The sequence below is a fragment of the Thermus thalpophilus genome (genome assembly GCF_022760915.1).
GTDB classification, from domain to species: Bacteria; Deinococcota; Deinococci; order Deinococcales; family Thermaceae; genus Thermus; species Thermus thalpophilus.
In genome coordinates, this window is the sequence record NZ_JAKTNS010000002.1 from 1 (window position 1) to 19654 (window position 19654).

Consider the following 19654-nt stretch of genomic DNA (forward strand, 5'->3'; position numbering starts at 1 on the left):
CCCAGCTTTCAAGATCCCCCGCCGCCCACCAGGCAGCGCAAAGAAAAGAGTACCAAAGGCCAAAACGTGTGTCAAGGGGTCTCTTGCCGCCGACCGCGGAAGAGGAGGCGGAAGGGGATTTCCTTAAGCCCGAGGTCCTCGCCGATGCGGTTTTTTAGGTAGTTCTCAAAGGCGCGGGTGACGAACTCGGGATGGTTTACAAAGAAGACGAAGGTGGGGGGGGCGACTTCCGGCTGAGTGGCGTAGAGAATCTTTAGGGGCTTGCCCTTGAAGTTGGGCATCTGCACCTTGGTGGTCCAGACGCTGACGAAGCGGTTGAGCTCCGCCGTGGGGATACGGGTGTGGTTGAGTTCGTGAAGGCGCGCCGCCTCGCGGAAGATCTTGTCCAGGTTTTGCCGGGTGAAGGCGGAGGTGAAGACCCGGGGCAGGTGCTCCAGGTGGGCGAGCTTTTCCTTAAGCTCCCGGCGGACCTTGGGCGCATCCTCCTTGGTCACCAGGTCCCACTTGGTGATGACCAGAAGGGTGGGTTTGCCCTTTTCCATGGCGTGGTTGGCGAGCTTCAGCTCCCGGTCGCCCACCTGGAAGGGGTCAATCACCAAAAGGGCCACATCCGCCTCCTCAAGGGCCCGAAGGCTCCGCTGGATGGCGAGCTCCTCCACCAGGCTTTCCGGGCGCTTGCGGATGCCGGCGGTGTCCACCAGGATGAAGCGCTGGCCGCCGAAAAAGAACTCCACGTCTATGGCGTCCCGGGTGGTGCCGGGCTCCTCGGAAACGATCACCCGCTCTTCCCCCAGGATGGCGTTGAGCAGGCTACTCTTGCCGGCATTGGGGCGGCCCACGATGGCCAAGCGGATGGCCGCCACCTCGGGCTCGGTGTCAATCTGCTTTACGGGGAGTTTCTGCCAGATGGCTTCCAGAAGGTCGTCCAACCCCCGGGCGTGTTCGCTGGAGGTGGGGATGGGGTCGCCAAACCCCAGGGCATAAAGGGAGCCCAGGTAGGCCTCGTGCTTGGGGTCGTCCACCTTGGTGGCCACCAGGATCACGGGCTTTCCCTTTTTGCGCAGGTATTCCGCCACCTCGTAGTCCGCCGGGGTTAGCTCGGCGCGGCCGTCCACGGCGAAGAGGACCACCTCGGCGTCCTGAAGGGCTTTGTCCACTTTTTCTTGGATTTTTTTCTCCCACCGGTCTCCCGACCAAAGCCCCCCGGTGTCCACCAAGAGAAAGCGCCCTTTTTCCGTTTCCACCACGCCCTCTTTGAGGTCGCGGGTGACCCCGGGCACGTCGGCCACCACCGCGCTCCGCTTGCCCAGGAGGCGGTTGAAAAGGCTGGATTTGCCCACGTTGGGCCGGCCTACGATGACGACTTTGTGCATCTTTACCCCACGAAAGAGGGGTGGGAAGCCCCCACCCCGCCTTTTGGCAGTTTACCATAGGGGGTATACTTCTTGGGATGCAGAGGATAGCGGGTTGGGTACTCCGGCGGCTTGGGTGGCGCTACCACATGCCTCCGCCCCCAGAGGGAAGCTACGTGCTCATTGGGGCGCCGCACACCTCCAACTGGGACTTTTTCATCGGGATCCTGGCCCTTTGGGCCTTGGGGATCCGTGCCCGGTGGCTCGGCAAGAAGGAGCTTTTTCGCCCTCCCCTGGGGTGGTTTTTGCGTTTTCTGGGGGGCATACCCGTGGACCGATCCAAGCGGAGCAACCTGGTGGACCAGGTGGCGGAGATCCTGAAGCGGGAAAAGCTGGCCGTTCTCATCACCCCCGAGGGCACCCGGGGGGAGGCCCCTTACTGGCGCACGGGCTTTTACTATATGGCCCTAAAGGCGGGGGTGCCCATCGCCTTGGGGTACGCCGACTTCCGCCGGAAGGAGGTGGGCATCGGGGGGTATCTTTACCCCACGGGGGACTTGAGGCGGGATTTTGCGGAGATCCGCGCCTTTTACCAGGACAAGGTGGGCCTGAGGCCGGAGAAGCAGGGACCCATCCGCATCCGGGAAGAGGCGGGGGAACTCAGCGCCTGACCTCCAGGACCACCACTGCCAGGGCCATGCCCCGCTCGTGGCTGAGGGTGAGGTGGGCGCGGAGGCCCTCGTTCTGGAGTTCGGTCTGTAGCCCTGGCGCAAACCGTAGCACGGGCCGCTTTCCCTCTAGCCCCACCCAGACGTCCCGCCAGGAAAGAGGCCTGGGCCAACACTTCTGAAAGGCCTCCTTGGCGGCCAAGCGGGCGGCGAGGCTTGGGGCGGGGTCCCGGTGGGCCAGGGCGTAGGCTAGCTCTTCCTCGGTGAAGAGCCGCTTTAGGATCCTTTCCCCGTGGCGTTCCAGGAGCTTTCGCACCCGCGCGATTTCCACCAGATCGGCGCCCACGGCTTGGATCACGGGACCAGTCTACCGCCTTGAGGGGAAGGGCTTGCCCGTGCTAGGGTACACGGGTGTTGCCGAGGGCTTTCCTCTCCCGCATGGCCGAGCTTTTGGGGGAGGAGTTTCCCGCCTTCCTCCGGGCCCTCACCCAAGGGGAGAGGACCTACGGGCTTCGGGTGAACACGCTGAGGCTTTCCCCAGCGGACTTCCTAAGGATTTCCCCCTGGCCTTTGGCCCCCATTCCCTGGTGCCCCGAGGGGTTCTACTACCCCGAGGAGGCCCGGCCTGGCCCTCACCCTTTTTTCTACGCCGGGCTTTACTACATCCAGGAGCCGAGCGCCCAGGCGGTGGGGGTGCTCTTGGACCCGAAGCCGGGGGAGCGGGTCTTGGACCTGGCGGCAGCCCCGGGGGGGAAGACCACGCACCTGGCGGCGAGGATGCGGGGGGAGGGGCTTCTCCTGGCCAACGAGGTGGACGGGAAGCGGGTGTGGGGGCTCCTGGAAAACGTGGAGCGTTGGGGGGCACGCCTGGGGGTGACCCAGGCCCCACCACGGGCCCTGGCGGAGGCCTTCGGCGCTTACTTCCACCGGGTGCTTTTGGACGCCCCGTGCTCGGGGGAAGGCATGTTCCGCAAGGACCCAGAGGCCATCCGCTACTGGGGACCCTCCGCTCCCAAGCGGGCGAGCGAGGTGCAGAAGGCCCTTCTGGCCCAGGCTGCCCGGCTGGTGGGACCGGAGGGGGTCTTGGTTTACTCCACCTGCACCTTCGCCCCCGAGGAAAACGAGGGGGTGGTGGCCCACTTCCTGAGGGCGCATCCCGACTTCCTTCTGGAGGATGCCCGCTTCCATCCCCTTTTTTCCCCCGGGGTGCCGGACTGGGGGGACGGCAACCCCGGGCTGGCCAAGACCGCCCGGCTCTGGCCCCACCGCCTTCAGGGCGAGGGCCACTTCCTCGCCCGCTTCCGGCGGCGAGAAGGCGCTTGGGCCACCCCCAGGCTGGAGCGGGTTCCACCCCTTTCCCAAGAGGCCAAGCGGGTGCTTTCCGCTTTTTTGCAGGAGGCGGAGCTATCCCTGGAGGGGCCTATCCTGGAGCGGGCCGGGCACCTCTACCTCCTGCCCGAGGGGCTTCCATCCCTGGCGGGGCTTAAGGCCCCGGCCCCAGGGCTTTACCTGGGCCTGGCGCAAAAGGGGCGTTTCCGCCCCGCCAAGGCCCTGGCCCTGGCCTTCGGGGCCACCTTGCCTTGGCCGAGGCTTCCCCGGCTGGCCCTAGCGCCGGAAGATCCCAGGGCCCTTGCCTTCGCCACGGGGGAAGAGGTGGGGTGGGAGGGGGGAGACGTGGCCTTGGCCTTGGTGGTGCTGCGGACGGGGGTGGGGGAGTTCCCTTTGGACTTCGGCAAGGCCAAGGGAGGGGTGCTACGGCCCGTGGGGTTGGGGCTTTAATAACCCTTGCCCTTCCAGGGCTTCCTGCCAGGCCCCGTACGCTTCCCGGACCACCGCTTCCGGGACGGGCCGCACGGCGAGTTGGCCCAAGGCCATGGGCACCACCCAGTGGAGGCTTTCCGAGCGTTTTTTCTTGTCCCGTTCCAGGTAGGGGAGGAGAGCCTCCAGGGGGATGGGGGGCAGGGGAGGAGGGGAGAGCCAGCGGAGAAGGCGCAGGGTCAAGGGGGTGAGGTCCTCGCCCCCGAGGAGCCTGCCCAGAAAAGTGGCGAAGAGGAGGCCGTAGGCCACCGCCGCCCCGTGGGGTAGGGCGTGGCGGGTGTGGGCCTCGAGGGCGTGTCCCAGGGTGTGGCCCAGGTTCAAAAGCCTCCTCTCCCCCTTCTCCAAGGGGTCCTTTTCCGTGATGGCCACCTTCACCGCCACCGCCCGGGCTAAATAGCCCTCTAGGCGGGGGCTTTCCGGGGTTAAGTCCTCCACCGCAAAAAGGGCCTCATCCCCCTGAATGATCCCGTGCTTGAAGGCCTCCACCAGCCCTTCTTTGAAGGTGGCGGGAGGGAGGGTCCTGAGCGTTTTGAGCTCGGCGTAGACCCCCAAGGGGAAGTGGAAGGCCCCCACCAGGTTCTTCCCCTCGGGGAGGTTTAAGCCCGTCTTGCCCCCCACGCTGGCGTCCACCACCGCCAAGGTGGTGGTGGGAAAGGCCAGGTAGGGTATCCCCCTCAGGTAGGTGGCGGCCACGAACCCCCCCAGGTCCGTGAGGGTGCCCCCGCCCACCACCAGGAGGGTGGTGTTCCGGGGCAGGCCCCGCGCCGCCAGGAAGGAAAGGACCTCTCCGTAGACCGCAAGGGTCTTCGCCCCTTCCCCCCCTTCCAGGCCCAGGCGGTGGACCACGCCCAAAGCCTCCGCCACCTCCAGGGCGAAGGCCTCCACCTTGCGGTCGTAGAGGAGGGCCAGGGGGCCTTCCACCCGCACCTCGGCCAAGACGCCCTCCCCGATGAGGATGGGGTAGGGAACAGGATTACGCACGCTTAGCCCTTGCATACGCCCAAAGCTTCTCCACGATCTCCTCCACCACCTCTTCCACCTTGCGGTGGTCGGTGGACACGTGCACGTGGGCCTCTCGGTAGATGGGGGTGCGGGCCTCGAGGAGGGCGCGGATGCGCTCCAGAGGGTTTTCCACCTGCAGAAGGGGCCTTTCCCCCGGTTTTCTCGTGGCCCGCTCCAGAATGGTTTCCGGGCTGGCCCAGAGGGCCACCACCGGGCCCCGGGCGAGGAGGAGGGAGCGGCTTTCCGGGTCCACGAAGGTCCCCCCGCCCAAGGAGAGGACCAGGAAGTCCTTGGCCAAAAGCTCCCGCACCGCCTCCTTCTCCATGCGGCGGAAGGCCTCCTCTCCCAGGTGGCGGAAGATGTCGGGGATGGAAAGGCCGGTTCGCCGTTCAATGTAGCGGTCCAGGTCTATGAAGTGAAGCATTAGGGCGCGGGCCAACTCCCGCCCGATGCGGCTTTTCCCCACCCCCATGAAGCCGGTGAGGCTGATGAAGGTGGCGGGGCGGGGGACCTCGAGGCGGGCCATGGACCTATCCTACGCCCCGCTAGTATTGGAGAGCTCGCTCCCGGTAGCGGGCCACCCGCTCCTGGATCTCTTCCAGGGTGTCCCCGCCAAACTTCTCCAGGTAGGCCTGGGCCAAGACGATGGCGGAAAGGGCGCAAAGGATCACGCTGGCGGCGGGCACGGCGGTGGTGTCCGAGCGCTCCCGGGCGGCGTCCTTGGGCTCGTGGGTCACCACGTCCACCGTGGGCAGGGGGCGCATGAGGGTGGCGATGGGTTTGAGGGCGGCCCGCACCACCAGCTCCTCCCCCGTGGTCATGCCCCCTTCCAGCCCCCCAGCCCGGTTGGTCTTGCGGTAAAACCCCCGCTCCGGGCTCCAGTAGATGGCGTCGTGCACCTCCGAGCCCCGCTTCATGGCGTTCTCAAAGGCGGGGCCGATCTCCACCCCCTTGACCGCCGGGATGGAGAGGGCCATCTGGGCCAGGCGGCCGTCCAGCTTCCGGTCCCAGTGGACGTGGCTGCCGAGGCCGGGCACCAGGCCGCGGAAGCGGGCTTCAATGACCCCGCCCAGGGTGTCCCCTTCCGCCTTGGCCTGGTCAACGCGGCGGATCACCTCGGCCTCCGCCTCGGGGTCGGTCATGCGCACCGGGCTTTCCTCTATGCGGGGCACGAGCTCCCAGGCGAAGGGGACCTGGCTCCACACCCCCGCCATCCCCGCCACGTACCCCACCCCTTCCACCCCCAGGAGGGAGAGGAGCTTCATGGCCACCGCCCCCACCGCCACCCGCATGGCGGTTTCCCGGGCGCTGGCCCTTTCCAACACGTCCCGCAGGTCCTTGTGCCCGTACTTGATGCCCCCCGCCAGATCGGCGTGGCCGGGACGGGCGGCGGTGAGGGCCTTTTTGCGGGGCTCGTTGCCGGGGGCGGGGTCCATGATCTCCAGCCAGTTGCGGTGGTCGGCGTTCCGGATGGCCAAGGCCACGGGGGCCCCGGTGGTGCGCCCGGCCCGCACCCCGGCCCGGAACTCCACGCGGTCCGTTTCAATGGCCATGCGCCGCCCCCGGCCGTAGCCCTTTTGCCGCTTTTCCAGCCAGGGGTTGATGTCCGCCTCCGTGAGGGGTAGCCCGGCGGGAAGCCCCTCAATGATGGCCAAAAGCTCGGGGCCGTGGGACTCGCCTGCCGTGAGGAACCTCATGGGGACATTGTAAAGGGGGCGGGAACTTCCCGCCCCCTCGGCCAAGGGCCCTTCACCGGGTTTGCGCCGTTTCCTTAAGGATGTCGGCGGTGATGACCACCAAAAGTTCCCGGTCGGTGTTTTCCCCCGTGCGTTGCTTGAAGAGTTCCCCGATGAGGGGGATGTCCATGAGGAGGGGCACGCCCTGCTCCGTCTGGTTGGTTTCCTGGGAGGTGAGGCCCCCCAGGACCACGGTCTGCCCGTCCCGCACCCGGAGGGTGGTGGTCACCACCTGCTTGGTGAAGCGGTCCACGTCCCCGTCCACGGGGTTGCGCTGGACGTTGCCGGAAACCTCGGCCTTGATGTTCAGGAGGATCTGCCCGTCGGCGGTGATCTGGGGGGTGACCTCCACGATGATGCCGATGTCAAAGGGCACCCGCTCCACCCGGTCCCCCACCACCCGGCGGATGAGGAAGGTTTCCCCGGACTGCAGGCGGGCGGTCTGGTTGTTCAGGACGGTCTGGTTCACGTCCCTAAGGGCCCGGGAGAGGCCTTGGCGCTGGAGGGCCTCGAGGGTGGCGAGGATGTTCAAGGCGGCGAGGCTTCGGGTGGAGTCAAAGATGAGGGAAAGCCCAGAGTCCAGGATGCTGGCCACCACGTTCCCCCCGGCCACCGTGTTCCACTTGACGCCCAGGTTGCGGCTCAGGTTGGACTGCACCTCCTGGATGCGCACCCTAAGGTTCACCTGGGGCACCGCCTGGTCCAGCCGGGGGATGAGCCCCTCCACCAGGGCCAAGTCCTCCTGGGTCCCGGTGACGATGAGGGTGTTGGTGCGCTCGTCCGCCACCACCGTGGCCGGGCGGCGGGCGGGCTGGGCCGCTTGCTGGCCTTGCTCTTGGGGCTGCCTTGCCTGCAGCGCCTCCTGGAGGACCTTGGCCAGCTCGGCGGCCTTGGCGTTGGAAAGCTGGTAAGCCCGCTGGAAGACCGGGGGGCCCTGCTCGGGGGCCCGGTCAATCTGCGTGAGGAGGTTTTCCACCTCGCTGAGCTGCTTCTCCGTGCCCCGCACGGAGAGGACGGGCTGGCCCGGCACGGTCTGGACCACGATCCCCGGCACCTCCCGGGCCAGGAAGGGGGCCACCTTCTCGGCGTCGGCGAAGCGCAAGGGGTAGAGGCGCCTTACCGTGGCCTCTTGGGCGGGCGCGGGGACCTGTGCAGGCACGTCCGCCGCCTTGAGAAGTTCGGCGAAGAGGGCTTGGTCGGCCTCCGTGGCCTCCAGGAGGAGGGCCTTGGGGTTCCCGGGGATGCTCTCCAGGCGGGCCTGGGGGACCTCCTTCTCCAGGAGGGGCTTTAGGCGCTCTTGCGCTTCGGGGAAGGTGAGGTTTTGCAAGGTGTAGACACGGCGCACCTTGGCCGGGGGCTTGGGGACGTCGGCGGCCTTGAGGAGCTCGCTCAAGCGGGCGTGGTCCTCCTCTGTGGCCAGGACGAGGGCCCGCTTGGGGTTCGTGGGCACCACGCTGATTTGGGCCCCTGGCACCTGGCCTTGGAGGAAGGCGAGGAGTTCGGGGAAGGTGGCGTGTTCCAGGGTGTAAGCCCGCTCCAAGCGGGGCTTGGGCTGGGCCAGGGCTGGAAGGGGCCTAAAGTCAATCCCCGCCCGTTGCAGGATGTCGGAGAAGCGGGCGTGTTGCTCCGGGGTGGCCAGGACGGAGAGGATGGCCTTGAGGCGGCCCCCTTCCTCCACCACGATCCAGTTCACGTTGAGCCCGGCGGCTTCCCGGGAGAGGAAGGGGAGAAGGTCGTTCTGCACCCAGGTTTTGGCCCCGTCAATGTTGACCACGGTGCGCACCTGGCCCTGGGCGTCCACCTCGGTTCGTCGGTAGGCCACCTCGGGAATGCCCACCACGTAGGGCCTCCGCTCCGCCGCTCCGGCGCGGCTTGGGGCGTCCACCAAGGCGGTGATCACCTGGGTGGGGGCCACCACCACCACATCCGGGGGCAGGAAGAGGTAATCCAGGTTGAACTGGGCCCCGTAGGTGGCGAAGAGGAGGTCCCAGACCTCGCGGAAGGGCTTTCCTTGGAAGTCCAGCTTCACGTTGGGCAAGGGGGGTTGGGCCTTGGCCGGATCCCCCGAGGCGTCGTAAGCCCGGTAGATGAGGGGCTGAAGGCCCACGCTCTTGGCCAGGGCTTCCAGGACCACGTCCAGGGGCAAGGTGGCCCCAGCCCGCACCTGGCTTTCCGAAACCTTCAAGTCCACCTTGGCGGCGAAGCGGGGCTCGTCCGGAAGGCTTCCCGCCAGGGCCACGAGGCTTAAGGCCAAGGGAACTAGGGTAAATGCCTTAATAAGCGATTTTCTCACTGACCACCTCCCGCTTGCGTTTGTAAAATCGCCAGGTCTAACGTTTCTTCTTTTAAAGCCAAGGTGATGCGGTCGCCCTCTATGCGCCGCACCACCGCCTCGGTGCCGGGGATTTGGCTACCCACGGGCAACACCAGGTAGCCCTCCTTGCTTTCCAAAATGGCCACGCTCACCGGGCCCAAGAGGGTGCCGGAAAGCTTCAGGCCCTTTTCCGCCACCAGGGCCTCGAGGGGGGTCTTGGCCCCAGGAGTTTGCGGCGCTTCCCGGGTCCCTTGGGTGGCCTCCTCTTGGGCTAAGGGGGCTTCCACCAATGTTGCCGGCGGGGTCAAGGCCACGCCCGCTTCCACTTGGGCGGCCGGGACCGCCGCCTTGGGGGTGGGGGTGAGGACCTTGGGGGCGGGAAGGGCGCCCTGGGTGCCCGGAAGGGGCCTGGGAGCGGTGGCCACCTGGGGCGTGGGCAAGGGGGTGCCCTGGCTTACCCGCACCGGGGCCCCCGTGGGAACGGGCTGGGGCCGGATGGATGGGGTGGGCGTGGGCGAGGGAGCTGGGGGCGGGGCCTCCACCACCAGGGGCACGAAGGGGTTCGGGGGCGGGGCCTCCTGCTTGGCCTGGGGCAGCACCGGGAGGGGAGTGGCCTTGGCGGCCTCCGCCTGGGACGTGGGGGTTTGGGGGGCTGCGGCCTGGGAAGGAGCGGCGGGCCGGCTCGGGGTGGGCTCGGCGAGCGGGGGGATGGGGGGAGCCTCGAGGGTCTTGGGCGTTTCCCCCGTGGGGGCTTGGGGCGCTTCCACCGTCACCGGTGTTTGGGCCGGCAGGTAAAAGCCCACGTACCACAAGCTGATGGCGCTCACCAGGAGTAGCCCTGCGAGGAGGATTTTGGTGGACTGGGGCAGGTTCCGCCAGGCCTGGGCGAGGCGCGCGAGGGCTTCCTTCACCGCTCACCTCCTTGGCCTTGCTGGCCGGAAGGCGTGCCGGCGCTCTCCAGATCCTTGGCCAGCATGTAAAGGGTCAGGGTCAGGCTGGTGCTCAAGAGGGGGTTCAGGTCCTGGCCCTGGACGCTCAGGTTGATCCCGGAAAGGGAGCTAAAGCGGGAGAGGCTTTCCAGGCGCCTTAGGTAAGCGTAGGTTTCCGGGAAAGGCCCCTCCAGGGATAGGGCCAGGTTCACCGCCCGCACCTCGGGCACGGGGGCCGAGGTGGGGGAGCGGGTGAAGGACCGCACCGTCACCCCGCTGCGCAGGGCTTCGCCCAGGATCTCGTTCAGCACCTGGGCTAGCCGCTCCTCCCGGGGAAGCGCCCTGAGGAAGGCTTGGCGCTCCGCTTGGAGCTGGGCGATGGCTGCCCGGAGCTCGGGGAGGGCCCGTTGCGCCTGGCGGCCCCGGTCCCGCTCGGGGATGAGGGTTTGGATCTCCTGACGCACGGCCTCGGTTTCCTGCCGGAGGGGAACGATAAGGAGGAAGTACCAGAGGAGGGCCACCACCACCGTGAGGAAGATGGTGATGAGGGCCCACTCCCGCTGCCCCAGCCTAGCGAGCACCTTGCTCACCCCCCACCGCACCCACCCGGGCGCTAAAGGTGTAAATGCCCCGGTTCTGGTCCAAGGAAGCCCCCTGAAACTCTATGCCGAAGCGGGGCGAGGTTTCAAAGGCCTGGATGAAGCGCACCAAGGCGTTTTGGTTCAGGGCTTCCCCCTGGAGGGTGAACTCCACCCGCACCTTCTTGCCGTCAAAGGCCCCGTTTTGCGCTTGTTGCGCCGCTTCCTCCTCCGTGAGGGCCCGGGTGCCCACGGAGCGAAGCGCCACGGGGAAGCGCCCCCCTTCCCGGGGGATTTGGTTGATGAAGGCCGCCAGGTACTCGGACCAGGGGACGAAGTTCTTGCGCAAGCCCTCCCGGATGGAGAGGAGGGCCTCGAGGGCCTTCCTCTCCTGCTGCAGACGATTTTGCTCCTGGATGAAGGGCTTTAGCGCCTCCACCTCGGCCCTTAGGGCGTCCCGCTCCTCCTTGGCCAGGGAAAGCTCGGTGTAGGCGGTGTAGTGCAGGAAGCCCAGGGTGAGGAGGACCACCAGGGCGAATAGCGCCGCCGCCAGCCGCCACCAGCCGGGCTCCACCCGGCGGCGCAGGTTCTTGGGCAGGAGGTTTAGCCTAATCAAGGGGACTCACCCCCCTCAGGGCCAGGCCCATGGGCACCATGAGCTCGGGCCCCGCTTCCCGTAGCTTCTCCAGGTCAAAGCGCTTGGGGTCCACCTGGATGCTCGCCCAGGGGTCGGGCACCTGGAAGTTGACCCCCAGGGTGTCGGTGAGCAAGGTGGCGAGCCCTCTCAAGCGGCTTCCGCCCCCGTAGAGGTAGCCCACCTCGGGTTGGATGTCCCCGAGCTGGACTCGGAAGAACTCAAGGCTGCGGCGGATTTCCTGCGTCAAGTCTACGAGGATGGGCCGGATGGCGTCGTAGATGCGGGCGGGGCTATACCGTTCCCGCTCGGCGTCAAAGTCCAAGAGGAGCTCCTCGTCCTCGGTGGGGATGGTGGCGAGGCCGTAGGTGCGCTTGACGTCCTCGGCGGTGAGGAAGTCCAGGCCGAAGGTCTTGGCGATGGCCTCGGTGAAGTCCTTGCCCGAAAGGGTGAGGACGCGCACCGCCAGGGGGCGGTCCCCCCGGGTGAGGACCAGGCTGGTGCTTTCCGCCCCAATCTCCACCGCCACCGTGACCCGGTCCGGCTCCTTGGTGAGCTCTTCCTCCAAGGGGTAAAGCCCGGCGAAGGGCTTGACGTCCAGGACCACCGGGGTAAGCCCCGCCCCCCGCAGGGCCTCAATGAGGCCGGCCACGGCCTCCTGGCGGGCCGCCGCCACCATGACCTCCATCTGCTCCCCTTCCGCCACCTCGGCCAAGGGGTCCAGGGGGGCGAAGTCCAGGATGACCTCGTCTATGGGGAAGGGAATGTAGCGCTCCGCCTCCCAACGCACCGCCTCCTCCATCTCCTTGGGGGGCATCTTGGGCACTTGGAGGGTGCGTAGGATGACGGCGGGGTTGGGCACGGCGCTCACCACGTACCGCTTCTTCGTCCGGGCCTCGCCGAGAAGCTCGCGGATTTCCTGGGATAAGGCCCCGGGCTCCGTCACCATCCCGTCCACCACGGTGCCGGGAGGGAGGGGGCGGGTGGCGTAGGCCCGGAGGACGGGCGGGTGGCCGGAAAGCTCCACCAGCTTCAGGCTGGAGGCGCCCACCTCGAGGCCCAAGGCCTCCACCCTGGGTCTAAATAGCTTGCTCAAACCCGAGAACACGGCACCTCCTTATCAAGCTGCGTGGACAACCGAGTCCGAAGTCATAGGCGAACCTAGCTGTAGTGTATACCACTTAGGGCGGTTGGGAAAGGGGCCCTAAGGGTAGATGGTCTCAGTTTACCGAAGGAGCCTTAAAGGGCACTTAACCCTCCCCGTTCAGGCGGGGAGGGTCCTGGCGCCAGGGGTTAGAGGGTTTTGAGGGCTTCCACCACCGCTTGGGTGAAGGCTTCCGTGGTGGCGGTGCCTCCCAAATCGGGGGTGCGGGGGCCCTTTTCCAGGACGAGGTCCACCGCCCTTTCCACCTTTTTGGCCGCTTCCTTCTCCCCCAGGTAGTCCAGCATCATGGCGGCGGAAAGGATGGTGGCGGTGGGGTTGGCGATGCCTTTGCCGGCGATATCCGGGGCGGAGCCGTGGACAGGTTCAAACACCGCCGTGGTGTCCCCGATGTTGGCGGAAGGCGCAAGCCCCAGGCCGCCTACAAGCCCGGCGGTGAGGTCCGAGAGAATGTCCCCCAGGAGGTTGGTGGTGACGATGACATCAAAGCGCTCGGGGCGCATGACAAGCTGCATGGCGCAGTTGTCCACGATGATGTCCTGCACGTTGACCAAGGGGTAATCCTTAGCCACCTCCCGCACCGTGTCCAGGAAGAGGCCCTGGGTCACGGGCAGGACATTGGCCTTGTGGGCGATGTGGAGCGTCTTGCGGGGGCGGCTTTCCGCAAGCTTCAGGGCCACGCGCCCGATGCGCTCGCTGGCCTTCTTGGAAATCACGGCGTCGGCGATGGCCACGTCTAGGTAGCGCCGCTCCTGTTCCACGTAAAGGCCTTCCGTGTTCTCCCGCACGATGATGAGGTCCACCCCAGGGCGGCTTCCCGGGATGGGACGGCTCTTGGCGGGACGGACGTTGGCGTAAAGGTCCAGCCGCCGCCTCAGGTAGCGGATGGCCCCGAAGAAGCCCGGTACCTTGCGGGTGGGGCTGGTGGCGGCCCCGAAGAGGGTGGCGTGGCAAGAGAGGATCTTCTCTACGGTTTCCTCAGGGACGGAGGTCCCTCTTCGCTCAAAGGTTTCCCAGCCGGCTTCGGCCTCCACGAACTCCAACGGGAGCCCGGTGGCCTCTAGGACTTTCCTGGCGGCGGGCACTACCTCGTGCCCGATGCCGTCTCCTTCAATCAAGCAGATGCGGTACGCCATCTTGCCTCCCGGTTAGGGGTATCCCCCCTCCATATACACTACACTGCTTTCGGCAGAGGAGGGTGGGGCTTAGGCCCGCAGGGCCAAGAGAAGCCAAACAAGGGCCAGATACAGGAGAACCCGCAATGCTTGCTCCCGGCGGGTGAGGCGCGGGCGGCTAGACTTTAGGGCCCCTTCCACCACCACCCCCCCGATGCCCAACAGGATGAAGAGGTCCCCCGGGCTCACCACCTTGCGCAAAGGGGGTAGAGGAATCACGTCCCCCAGGAAGGGGAGGCGGGTGGTCTCGTCTAACAGGGCGTGCACGGCATCGCCCTTGGCCTGGACAACGGGCACGAAGTCCCCGAGGCCTACCCGTTCCAGGGCCTCGGCGCTCACGGGCATGTGCCCCCCGTTGGCGAAAATGACGGCGGTATTAAGAAGGAGCCCCACCAGGACCAGGTAAAGGCTTTTGAGATGGCGGTTTTGGTAGAGGCCGTAGCCCACCAAGAGGAGGACCACCAACTTGGCCAAAGGCCCCGCCCACTCCGGTTGGAAAAGACCCCGGTAGGTGCCGTAGGCGAGCCCTCCCTCCACCAAGGCGGCGAGGAGGAAGGCCCAAGGGGCCTTTAGGTCTATCCCTCCGAGGTCCTTGGGCCGGACTCCGAGGGCGAGGGCGAGTCCGAGGCCAAAGAGAGCTGCGGCGAGGTAGAGCGTAATAAGGATCCCTCCTTTGCTGCGAGGTAGGTTTCCCGGTCACGCCAGATGGGGTTTTGCTCCCAAAGTTGGGTGAAGAGGCGGACCAGGTCGGGGTCAAACTGGCGGCCGGAGTTCTCTTGAACCTCCTTTAGGGCTTCCTCGGGCGTGAGTGCCTTCCGGTAAGGGCGCCCGGCGGTCATGGCCTCGTAGGCGTCCGCCAGGCCCACGATGCGGGCCTCGTCTGGGATGTTGTGCCCGGCGAGGCCCTTGGGATAGCCCCGCCCATCCCAGCGCTCGTGATGGTGGAGGATAACCCGGTAGACCAGGTCGTCAAAAGCTACTTTCCGGGCTGGGGAGAGGAGTTCCACCCCCTTTTGCGGATGGCTTTGGATAAGGGCGTACTCCGCGTCCGTGAGGTTTCCGGGCTTCAAGAGCACTGCTTCCGGGATGGCGATTTTGCCAATGTCGTGAAGCCTCGCCGCCCGGTAGATGTCCTGGGCCTTGGCCTGGTCCTTGTAGAAGGCCAGGGCCAGGTCCCGGGAGATATCCGCCACGCGCTCGGAGTGGAAGCGGGTTTCCTGCTCTTTGGCCTCCAGGGCGTTCATCAGGACTTCCAGGGTGGTATCAAAGGCCTGTTCTAGCCTGACCTTCTCATCCCAGTAGAAGCGGCTGTAGTAGAGGGGGATGAGGAACATAAGGACAGTCCACCCCCCCCAGTTGCCGATAAGGGGCGTCTCGTAGGCCCGGGCCAGGAGGAGGGCGAGGGGGGAGAGGAGGATGTAGCTGAGGGCAAGCCAGTTAAAGTTTTTTCGCCAGACTTCTGTAAAAGGGGTACCACTATCTAGGTGGATTATGTACGTTACCGATCCGATATTCGCGACAAAAAAAGCCAGGGAAGCCAGAACAATGCCAAAAGCTGCGCTCAGATTCCAGCTCCCTAGCCAGAGGGGGTTTTCCTGAAAAAAGGTCCACACCAGGGCAGCGAAAGCCGTGGCAAGCCCATCTTGCGAGCGGTTGAAAAGTTCTTTGTACCAGACGCTTCCCCCCCATTGCGCCAAAAAAGCGACCAAAGGAGCCACCCAGGGTGGGGTAAGGATAAGTAGCGCGAGCGCGAAGAGAAAGAGTTGGCTCATGCCCGCACTCAGAGGTAAACGAACTTCTACCCTGACACTCCAAAAAACCAATCCGGCCCAGAAAATTAGGTCCCAAATGTTTAACTGGAGGGGCTTGTCTTTGTATTGCCAAAAGAGGTAAGCTTCTAAGGCCGCAAAGGCTGCGAAGCAACCGAGAACAAAGAGAAGGATGCGCAAGGGTGGTACATCTACGCCTTTGCTTTGCAATAACCTCTTTAAGCTTGGGAGTGCCACGCTATGAGGATAGCATGCTCTGAGGAAAAAGGAAAACTGGCCAGAAACCTGGCCAGTTCTTTTACCTCCAGTGAGCGCTAGCCCCAGCTGCAAGCCCGAGAGCGATCAGAGAGCCGATGAGCGTCAGAGCCTTAGCGATGAGCTTCTTCATCTTCATCCCTCCTTTTCCTCAGCTTCCGGGGGGTCGGCCCCGTTTGCTTGTCTTTCACTTTAGGGGGGGTCTGTCAATACTGTCAAGAGGGGAAGAATAGATATCTACACGATAAAAACTGCCATTACCGCCACATAAACTTGGAACGACGAAGATTTACACTACCCAGCCTAGCACAAGGCCTGCCAGCTGGGTAGAGGTCCTGGTTTGGGGGGGAACCTTCCGGGTTGGGGGAATACGAGGAACAACAAAGAGGCCCGTGGGGCTAACTACCCCACGTGGCCCCAATGGCCCGCTTTAAATGCAACCCCAGAATACACCGGCAATACCCAAAAAATGCGAATCCGCCGAAAATTTACTGCCCCAAATGCACACCCGGAATTAGGGAATTTTGCCGCAGGTTCCCACCCCCTTCAGGTTTAGTTTAGCAAGAAGGGGGACCGGGGCAAGGGCAAAAAAGAACCGCCCCATTGGGGGCGGTGGTTGGTGCCGAGGGGCGGAATCGAACCGCCGACACTGCGATTTTCAGTCGCATGCTCTACCAACTGAGCTACCTCGGCCTGGCGGCCCCGACGGGACTCGAACCCGCGATCTCCCACGTGACAGGCGGGTGTGTTAACCAACTACACCACGGGGCCTAGAGGTTTTGCCGGGTCGGGGGCGTCCGACCGGGCACTTAGGATGATAGCCGGGGGAAAGGGAAGTGTCAAGGTTAACCTGGACCGAGGTCTTCGCCTTTCACCGCACCCGGAGGGGGATTGGCCGGCAGAGCTTGTTGGTGGACCGGGGGGAGTCGGGGTACCGGAACGTCTTCCTTCCGGATGGCCGCATCCTCTACATGGGGGAAGGGAAACGGGGAAACCAGGAGCCCTTGGGGGGCAACTTGAGGCTTCTCCTGGCCCACCAGGAGGGGACCCCTTTTCGGGTTTTCCTCCGGGAAGGGCCCGGGGTTTGGCGGGTGCTCGGGTGCTACCGGGTGGAGGGGTGGCGCTACGCTCTTCTGGAAGAGGAGGGGCGGTACGTGTACTGGTTTACCCTTGCGCCTTGTAGATGCGAAGGAGGCCCTTGAGGGTTAGGTCCTCGTCCACCACGTCAAAGGAGGGGCAGAGGTCCTTGAGGGTGCCGGCGAAGCCTCCGGTGGCGATGACCAAGGCCTCCCCTGCCTCCTCCTTGAAGCGGCGCACCATGCCCTCCACCAAGGCGGCGTAGCCCAGGACGAGCCCCGAGCGCAAGGCGTCCAAGGTGTTCTTGCCCACCACGCCCTTAGGGGGCACCAGGTCTATGCGGGGCAGTTTGGCGGTGCGGGCGGCGAGGGCGTCGGCGGCGGTCTGGGGGCCGATGGTGATGGCCCCGCCCAGGTAGCGGTTGGGGGCTTCTACCAAGTCAAAGGTGGTGGCGGTGCCGAAGTCCACCACGATGTAGCGGCCCGTGGGGCTTGGGTAGCCCAGGGCCCCCACGGCGTTCACCAGGCGGTCCGCCCCCGCCTCCTTTGGGTTGTCTATGAGGACCTGAAGGCCCGTGCTTTCGGCGTCCACCACCTGGGCCCGGATGCCGAAGAGTTTTTCTATGGCCTCCTTCATCTCCCGCTCCACCGGGGGGACCACGCTGGAGAGGAGGGCGGCCTTGGGGGGCGGGAGGCCGTCCAGCGAAAAGAGGTTTTTGAGGAGGACCCGGTACTCGCTTTCCATCCGCATCCGGTCGGTGTGGATGCGGAAGTGGGCCACGAGGTCTTCGCCGGCGAAGACCCCGAGGGCGGTGGAGGTGTTGCCGATGTCCACAGCGAGGAGCATCTAGCCTTCCTCTCCCCCTTCCCAGGGTTCCAGGACCACCCGGGTGGTGATCTCGGCGTTGAGGCTAGCGGAAACGGAGCAGTACTTGGTGTGGGAGAGGTGGACGGCCCGTTCCAGGGCCTCGAGGGTCACGTTGGGCCCCGAGGCGATGTGGGTCACGGTGATGTGGGTGTAGCGCCGGGGGTGGGTTTCCGCCCGCGCCCCCTCCACCTCCACCCGGTAGCGGGCGACGGGCTGCTTCTTCTTGCGCATGATGTCCACCACATCGTAGGCGGTGCAGGCCCCTAGGGCCATGAGGAGGAGTTCCATGGGGCGGGGCCCGGTGGCGGGCTGGTCCCCGTCAATCATCACCTTGTCCCCCTGCTCGTTCACCCCCAGGAAGCGGTGCCCCGTGAGGTTGTAAACCACCACCTTCTTCGTCATGAGGCAAATTTTACCAAGCCCTCAGCTTTGCCGCTAGAATAGGCGTGAATGCGGGTTCTTGCCTGGGTTCTGGCCTTATGGAGTTTGGCCTACGCTTTCCCTCGCGTGGGGGCGCACGAGGGCTTCACGCGCTTGGTCTTTGACCTGCCGGGCAAGGAGGTGGCCTACACCCTTTCCCAAGAAGAAAACCTCTTGGTCTTGGTCCTCACCGGGCTGAGCGCCGAGGCGAAGGACCAAGTGGTGAACTCCAAGGAAGTGGCCTCGGTGCAGACGGTGCCCGAGGCGGGGCGGGTGCGGGTCCTGGTGCGCCTAAAGGGGCCAGTGGAGGTGGAAACCCGCCGCTACAGCGACCCCGAGCGCCTGGTGGTGGACATAAGCCTCAAGGCTTCCGCCACCCCTTCCCCCAAGCCGAAGCCCGAGGCGCCCCCCAGCGCCAAGGCGCCCAAGCCCCCGAGGCCCGTGGTCCTCCTGGACCCCGGCCACGGGGGGGTGGACCCGGGCATGGTGGGGTACGTGGTGGAGAAGGAGGCGGTGCTGGACGTGGCCCTTCGCCTGAAGCGCCTTCTTGAGCGGGAGGGGATTGAGGTGCGCCTCACCCGGGATAGGGACATGCATCTTTCCCCGGACAAGCGGGAGGACCTTTCCCGCCGGGCGGCCCTAGCGGATAGCTCCCAGGTGAACCTCTTCATCTCCATTCACGTGAACGCCACCCCCACCCGCACCGCCCAGGGGGTGGAGGTCTTCTACTTCGGCCGGGCCCAGGACCCCCGGGTTCTCGCCCAGGTCATCCGGGAAAACGGGGGTGGGGACTTGGGGCAAAGGCTCACCCGGGAGGCCCAGGGCGTGGCCGAGCGGATCCTCACCGACATCGTGGCCCAGGCCAACCAACGCTACAGCCAGCGCTTGGCGGAGACCCTGGGGCGGAAGCTCTCCCAGGCCACGGGGAGCCCTTACCGGGGTAGTTTCCCCGGCGACCTCTTCGTCCTCCGCTACGCCAAGGTGCCGGCGGTTTTGGTGGAGATCGGCTTCGGCGACCATCCGGTGGAGGGGCGGCGGCTGGCCGACCCCGCGTACCGGGACAAGGTGGCGCAAGGGCTTTTGGCGGGGGTCCTCACCTTCTTGGCCAACGGGGCCTTCGCCCGCTAGAAGGGGAGGGCTTCCAGGGCTTCCTTGGCGGTGGGGAAACGCTCCGCCGGGCTTTTGGCCAGGAGGCGTTCCAGAAAGGCTTGTTGCTCCGCCTCGAGGCCAGGGACGGCGGGGATGGGGCCTTGAAGGTGCCCCCAAAGCACCTCCTCCGGCGCCCCCACAAAGGGGTGCTCCCCGGCCAGGATCCAGTAGAGGATGACCCCGGCGGCGTAGACGTCCGCCTCGGGGCCGGGGCTTTGCCCCAGGACCTGCTCCGGGGCCAGGTAGGGGAGGGTGCCCACCCTGAGGGGTTTTTTGAAGGCCTCGAGGGCGGGCCCCGAAAGGTCAAAGTCCACCAGCCTGGCCTCGTCCGTGCCCGCCACGATGATGTTTTCCGGCTTCACGTCCCGGTGGACTAGGCCTTGCTCGTGCATGTGGGCCAGGGCGGAAAGGAGCTGGCGGAAGACAAAGAGGGCCCTTTTGCGTTCAGGGCGGCGGAGCATCCAGCGGCCCATCTCCTCCCCGGGGGCGTAGGCCAGGAGGAGGGCGGGGCCTTCTTCTAGGTCCAGGGGCTCGAGGACGGGGTTGAGGTTGGGGTGGGAAAGCCTTTTCCCCACCCATAGCTCCCGGTCCCTTCGGGCCTTGGCCCCTTGGGGGAAGACCTTGAGGGCGTAAGGGGTACCGAAGCGGTCAAAGGCCAGGAAGACGCTGGCCAGGGCCCCTTGGCCTAAGAGCCGCACCACCCGATACCTTTGCAGGAGCACCTTCCCGGTGAGGCTCACCGCCCTCAC

20 protein-coding genes and 2 tRNA genes are annotated in these 19654 nt (G+C 65.8%); 4 read left to right on the forward strand and 18 right to left on the reverse strand.

All coding sequences use genetic code 11. From position 1 onward, the window contains the following. Positions 1–71 precede the first annotated feature (71 nt). Positions 72–1373: a ribosome biogenesis GTPase Der gene (gene der / locus L0D17_RS00985; RefSeq protein ID WP_243093566.1), complete on the reverse strand. Its 1302-nt coding sequence runs from the start codon at positions 1371–1373 to the stop codon at positions 72–74. A 77-nt stretch (positions 1374–1450) separates the two neighbouring features. Here der and L0D17_RS00990 point away from each other — a divergent pair, with 77 nt between their 5' ends. Further along, a complete protein-coding gene (locus L0D17_RS00990) occupies positions 1451–2023 on the forward strand; it encodes a lysophospholipid acyltransferase family protein (protein ID WP_243093568.1) in 573 nt (190 codons plus the stop codon). On the opposite strand, the gene acpS is transcribed toward L0D17_RS00990, so the two are convergent. After that, a complete protein-coding gene (gene acpS / locus L0D17_RS00995) occupies positions 2013–2378 on the reverse strand; it encodes a holo-ACP synthase (protein WP_243093570.1) in 366 nt (121 codons plus the stop codon). The two genes, L0D17_RS00990 and acpS, sit on opposite strands and share 11 nt — an antisense overlap. A gap of 53 nt (positions 2379–2431) precedes the next feature. Between acpS and rsmF the strand changes: the two genes are divergently transcribed. Then, positions 2432–3799: a 16S rRNA (cytosine(1407)-C(5))-methyltransferase RsmF gene (gene rsmF / locus L0D17_RS01000; protein ID WP_243093572.1), complete on the forward strand. Its 1368-nt coding sequence runs from the start codon at positions 2432–2434 to the stop codon at positions 3797–3799. Here rsmF and L0D17_RS01005 read toward each other — a convergent pair. The 13 genes from L0D17_RS01005 to L0D17_RS01065 form a co-directional block, all read right to left on the reverse strand. Then, positions 3773–4834, reverse strand: coding sequence for a 3-dehydroquinate synthase (locus L0D17_RS01005; protein WP_243093573.1), 1062 nt, complete (start codon positions 4832–4834; stop codon positions 3773–3775). The two genes, rsmF and L0D17_RS01005, sit on opposite strands and share 27 nt — an antisense overlap. Then, positions 4812–5366 carry a shikimate kinase gene (locus L0D17_RS01010; RefSeq protein WP_243093574.1) on the reverse strand — a complete coding sequence of 185 codons (555 nt, stop codon included), beginning with the start codon at positions 5364–5366 and terminating at the stop codon, positions 4812–4814. Before L0D17_RS01010 ends, L0D17_RS01005 begins: the two co-directional genes overlap by 23 nt. 19 nt (positions 5367–5385) lie before the next feature. Next, positions 5386–6537, reverse strand: coding sequence for a chorismate synthase (aroC, locus tag L0D17_RS01015; RefSeq protein WP_243093575.1), 1152 nt, complete (start codon positions 6535–6537; stop codon positions 5386–5388). A 52-nt stretch (positions 6538–6589) separates the two neighbouring features. Beyond that, complete coding sequence (locus L0D17_RS01020; protein ID WP_243093576.1) at positions 6590–8830, reverse strand: secretin N-terminal domain-containing protein; 2241 nt, start codon at positions 8828–8830, stop codon at positions 6590–6592. A gap of 35 nt (positions 8831–8865) precedes the next feature. Continuing rightward, positions 8866–9801, reverse strand: a complete 936-nt coding sequence (locus L0D17_RS01025; protein WP_243093577.1) for a competence protein — start codon at positions 9799–9801, stop codon at positions 8866–8868. Next, complete coding sequence (locus L0D17_RS01030) at positions 9798–10400, reverse strand: type IV pilus inner membrane component PilO (protein ID WP_039455466.1); 603 nt, start codon at positions 10398–10400, stop codon at positions 9798–9800. Before L0D17_RS01030 ends, L0D17_RS01025 begins: the two co-directional genes overlap by 4 nt. Beyond that, complete coding sequence (locus L0D17_RS01035) at positions 10390–11013, reverse strand: competence protein (RefSeq protein WP_039455023.1); 624 nt, start codon at positions 11011–11013, stop codon at positions 10390–10392. The genes L0D17_RS01030 and L0D17_RS01035 overlap by 11 nt, the downstream gene beginning before the upstream one ends. Beyond that, the gene (gene pilM / locus L0D17_RS01040; protein ID WP_243093578.1) at positions 11006–12139 is read right to left on the reverse strand and encodes a type IV pilus assembly protein PilM; all 1134 of its coding nucleotides are present in this window, start codon (positions 12137–12139) and stop codon (positions 11006–11008) included. Before pilM ends, L0D17_RS01035 begins: the two co-directional genes overlap by 8 nt. Before the next feature lie 185 nt (positions 12140–12324). Continuing rightward, entirely contained in the window at positions 12325–13329 is a 1005-nt protein-coding gene (locus L0D17_RS01045) for a homoisocitrate dehydrogenase (protein ID WP_243093579.1), read from the reverse strand. 69 nt (positions 13330–13398) lie between these two features. Next, complete coding sequence (locus L0D17_RS01050) at positions 13399–13908, reverse strand: DUF5317 domain-containing protein (protein ID WP_071677091.1); 510 nt, start codon at positions 13906–13908, stop codon at positions 13399–13401. A 35-nt stretch (positions 13909–13943) separates the two neighbouring features. Then, the gene (locus L0D17_RS01055) at positions 13944–15317 is read right to left on the reverse strand and encodes an HD-GYP domain-containing protein (RefSeq protein WP_420855815.1); all 1374 of its coding nucleotides are present in this window, start codon (positions 15315–15317) and stop codon (positions 13944–13946) included. Positions 15318–16009: 692 nt separating this feature from the next. After that, a tRNA-Phe gene (locus L0D17_RS01060) sits at positions 16010–16085 on the reverse strand. 1 nt (position 16086) lies between these two features. Then, positions 16087–16163: transfer RNA gene (locus tag L0D17_RS01065), tRNA-Asp, on the reverse strand. A 65-nt stretch (positions 16164–16228) separates the two neighbouring features. Between L0D17_RS01065 and L0D17_RS01070 the strand changes: the two genes are divergently transcribed. Continuing rightward, positions 16229–16594: an SRA domain-containing endonuclease gene (locus L0D17_RS01070; RefSeq protein WP_071677093.1), complete on the forward strand. Its 366-nt coding sequence runs from the start codon at positions 16229–16231 to the stop codon at positions 16592–16594. On the opposite strand, the gene L0D17_RS01075 is transcribed toward L0D17_RS01070, so the two are convergent. Together L0D17_RS01075 and L0D17_RS01080 are read right to left on the reverse strand one after the other, a co-directional pair. Continuing rightward, positions 16557–17315, reverse strand: coding sequence for a type III pantothenate kinase (locus L0D17_RS01075; protein WP_243093580.1), 759 nt, complete (start codon positions 17313–17315; stop codon positions 16557–16559). The two genes, L0D17_RS01070 and L0D17_RS01075, sit on opposite strands and share 38 nt — an antisense overlap. Then, positions 17316–17738: an OsmC family protein gene (locus tag L0D17_RS01080; RefSeq protein ID WP_243093581.1), complete on the reverse strand. Its 423-nt coding sequence runs from the start codon at positions 17736–17738 to the stop codon at positions 17316–17318. 48 nt (positions 17739–17786) lie between these two features. Between L0D17_RS01080 and L0D17_RS01085 the strand changes: the two genes are divergently transcribed. Next, a complete protein-coding gene (locus tag L0D17_RS01085; RefSeq protein ID WP_243093582.1) occupies positions 17787–18884 on the forward strand; it encodes an N-acetylmuramoyl-L-alanine amidase in 1098 nt (365 codons plus the stop codon). Here L0D17_RS01085 and L0D17_RS01090 read toward each other — a convergent pair. Further along, on the reverse strand, positions 18881–19654 hold the full coding sequence (locus L0D17_RS01090; protein WP_243093583.1) for a serine/threonine-protein kinase: 774 nt from the start codon (positions 19652–19654) through the stop codon (positions 18881–18883). The genes L0D17_RS01085 and L0D17_RS01090 overlap by 4 nt on opposite strands.